We start from the raw sequence: 3,590 nt of genomic DNA, 5'->3' as shown, positions 1-3,590 counted from the left end.
CCGAGCCCTCGGGCATGCCCGCCACCGCCCCCGAGCAGATCACCGTCGTCACCGCCGTACCCCAGCAACTCCCCTCCGACGTCGCCCACTTCACCGGCCGTGAGCGCGAACTGGCCGGGCTGGACGCCCTGCTGCCCGCCGGCACGGGCGAGGGTGAGGGCGGAGGCGGGGGACGGCCGCCCACGGCCGCGAGGATCACCGTGATCGCGGGCAGCGGCGGCCTGGGCAAGACGACCCTCGCGGTGCACTGGGCGCACCGCGTCCGCGACCGGTTCCCCGATGGCCAGCTCTATGTGAATCTGCGCGGCTTCGGCCCCACCGACTCGGCCATGACCGTCGCCGAGGCCGTACGGGGCTTCCTGGACGCCTTCCAGGTGCCCGCCCACCGGATCCCCGCGACCCTCGAGGCGCAGACCGCGCTGTACCGGAGCCTGCTGGCCGGCCGCCGGATGCTGATCCTGCTCGACAACGCCCGGGACGCCGAGCAGGTGCGGCCCCTGCTGCCCGGTTCCCCCGGCTGTCTGGCGGTGCTGACCAGCCGTAACGAGCTCACCAGCCTGGTCGTCGCCGAGCAGGCCCAGCCGCTGCCGCTGGATCTGCTCGACCGCGACGAGGCGCGCGAACTGCTGATCAGCCGGGTGGGCGCCGAGCGGGTGGCCGCCGAACCCGAGGCCGTCGAGGAGGTCATCACGGTGTGCGCCGGGCTGCCGCTCGCGCTCGCCATCGTGGCCGCCCGCGCCGCCACCCACCCCCGCTTCGGCCTGGAGGCGCTGGCCGGGGAGCTGCGCGACGCCCGCGGCAGCCTCGACGCGTTCGAGGGCGGGGACGCCACCACCGACGTCCGGGCCGTCTTCTCCTGGTCGTACCACACCCTGGGCGCCGACGCCGCCCGGCTGTTCCGGCTGCTGGGCGTCCACCCTGGCCCCGACATCGCGGCCCCCGCGGCCGCCAGCCTGGTGGGGATCCCGGTGCCGCAGGCCCGCCGGCTGCTGATCCAGCTGACCCGGGCGCATCTGATCACCGAGCGCGCCCCCGGTCAGTACGGCTTCCACGATCTGCTGCGCGCCTACGCCATGGAGCTCACCCAGGCGTACGACGCGCCGGAGGAGCGCCGCACCGCGCTGCACCGGATGCTCGACCACTATCTGCACACCGCCGTGGCCGCCGGGAGGGCCTTCACCCCGCACCGGGAGCCGATCACGGTCGAGCCGGTGCGGCCCGGCGTCAGCGTCGGCGAGTTCGCGGGGCACGGCCAGGCACTGCTCTGGTTCATCCTCACCTGCCCGGCGCTGATGGCGGCCCTGCAGGAGGCCGCGGAGGCCGGATTCGAGACCCACGCCTGGCAACTGGCCTGGTCGCTGACGGAGTTCCTGGACCAGCGCGGCCACTGGCACGACCAGCGCACCGCCCACCGGATCGCCCTGGGCTCGGCCCACCGCATCCGCGACCTCACCGGTCAGGCCCACTCCTGCTACGCCCTGGGCCTGGCCGATCTGCGGATGGGGCGCTACGACCGGGCCCGCGGCCATCTGGTGCGCGCCCTGAACCTGCACCGCGAGACCGGCAACGCCGTCGGCCAGGCCCTGGCGCATGGCGCGCTCAACCTCGCCAGCGAGCGGGAGGGGCGCCATGACGAGGGTCTGCACCACGCGCTGCGCGCCCTGAAGCTGTACCGGGCGGCGGGCCACCGCAGCGGCGAGGCGTACGCCCTGAACAACGTCGGCTGGGCGTACGCCATGCTGGGCGACTTCCAGCAGACCCTCGTCCACTGCGGGAAGGCGCTGACCATGCTGCGGCAGGCGGGGGACAGGCGCGGGGAGTCCGCCGCCTGGGACAGTCTCGGCTACGCCCATCAGCACATCGGCGACCACCAGCAGGCCATCAGCTGCTACCGGCACGCGGTGGATCTGCGGCGCGGCCGGGGCGAGCGGGTCCGGGAGGCCGAGTCCCTGCACCGGCTCGGCAGCGCCCAGCTGGCCGCCGGGGACCGGGCCGGGGCCCGCCGCAGCTGGCAGCGGGCCCTGACCCGGTTTGACTCCCTCGGCCACCCCGACGCCCACCGGGTCCGGGACGGCCTCACCGGGCTGGGCGGGTCCGACGGCTGACGGGACGTACGGATCGGGCGGCCGTACGGATCGGGCGAGGCGTAAGGCCGTGCGGCAGGGCGTGCGTACGGCTCAGGCGGGCCGTAGCCAGATCGTGCCCAGTGGCGGCAGCACCGGCAGGATGGAGGCCGGACGGCCGTGCCACCCCGTGGGCTCGGCCTTCAGCGGCTCGGCGTTGACGACGCCACCGCCGCCGTAGCGCCGGTCGTCGGTGTTCAGCACCTCGCGCCACACCGGCACCGCATCCGGCGTCCCGATGCGGTACTCATGGCGGACCACCGGGGAGAAGTTGCTGATGGCCAGCAGCGGGGAGCCCTCGGCGTCGTAGCGGAGGAAGGCGAAGACGTTGTCCTCGCGGGCATCGCCCTCGATCCAGGAGAAGCCCTCGGGGTCGGTGTCCCGCTGCCACAGCGCGGGCGTGGCCGCGTACGCCTGGTTGAGGTCGCGGACCAGGTCGCGGACGCCGCGGTGGTCGGGCTCGGCGGAGTACGACGGGTCCAGCAGCCACCAGTCGGGACCGTGCGCCTCGGACCACTCGGCGCCCTGCGCGAACTCCTGGCCCATGAACAGCAGTTGCTTGCCCGGGTGGGCCCACATGAAGCCGAGGTAGGCGCGGTGGGTGGCGCGCTGCTGCCACCAGTCGCCGGGCATCTTCGACACCAGGGCCCGCTTGCCGTGCACCACCTCGTCGTGCGAGATCGGCAGCACATAGTTCTCGCTGTACGCGTACACCATCGAGAACGTCATCTCGTGGTGGTGGTAGGCGCGGTGCACCGGCTCGTGCGCGAGATAGGCCAGCGAGTCGTGCATCCAGCCCATGTTCCACTTCAGCCCGAAGCCGAGGCCGCCGAAGCCGCTGGGGCCCACATGGTGGGTGGCCCGGGTGACCCCGTCCCACGCGGTCGACTCCTCGGCGATGGTGACCACGCCCGGGCAGCGGCGGTAGACGGTCGCGTTCATCTCCTGGAGGAAGGCGACCGCGTCCAGGTTCTCCCGGCCGCCGTGCGCGTTGGGCGTCCACTGGCCGGGCTCGCGGGAGTAGTCGAGGTAGAGCATGGAGGCGACGGCGTCCACGCGCAGACCGTCGATGTGGAACTCCTCGCACCAGTAGACCGCGTTCGCCACCAGGAAGTTGCGCACCTCCGTGCGCCCGTAGTCGAACTCCAGCGTGCCCCAGTCCGGGTGCGCGGCCCGCAGCGGATCGGCGGGCTCGTACAGCGGACGGCCGTCGAACTCCGCCAGCGCCCAGGCGTCCCTGGGGAAGTGCGCGGGCACCCAGTCCACGATGACCCCGATGCCCGCCCGGTGGAGCGCGTCCACCAGGTACTTGAAGTCGTCCGGGGTGCCGAGGCGGGCCGTGGGCGCGTAGAAGCCGGTCACCTGGTAGCCCCAGGAGCCGCCGAAGGGGTGCTCGGCCACCGGCATCAGCTCGACGTGGGTGAAGCCCAGGTCCTTGACGTACGCCGGGAGCTGCTCGGCGAGCTG

General features: G+C 73.5%; 2 protein-coding genes. One reads left to right on the top strand and one right to left on the bottom strand.

What is annotated here, in order from left to right; all coding sequences use genetic code 11:
• A partial coding sequence (locus GWI24_RS41985; protein ID WP_210951274.1) for a tetratricopeptide repeat protein occupies positions 1–2,105 on the top strand: 2,105 nt, incomplete at its 5' end.
• A 72-nt stretch (positions 2,106–2,177) separates the two neighbouring features.
• On the opposite strand, the gene glgB is transcribed toward GWI24_RS41985, so the two are convergent.
• Positions 2,178–3,590, bottom strand: a 1,413-nt coding sequence (gene glgB, locus GWI24_RS41980; protein ID WP_210951273.1) for a 1,4-alpha-glucan branching enzyme, incomplete at its 5' end; no start/stop codon positions are given.

Source organism: Streptomyces sp. MK37H (assembly GCF_018035285.1).
GTDB lineage: Bacteria > Actinomycetota > Actinomycetes > Streptomycetales > Streptomycetaceae > Streptomyces > Streptomyces endocoffeicus.
Note: the sequence above shows the minus strand (reverse complement) of the source record. Positions and strands in the feature narration are given on the sequence as shown.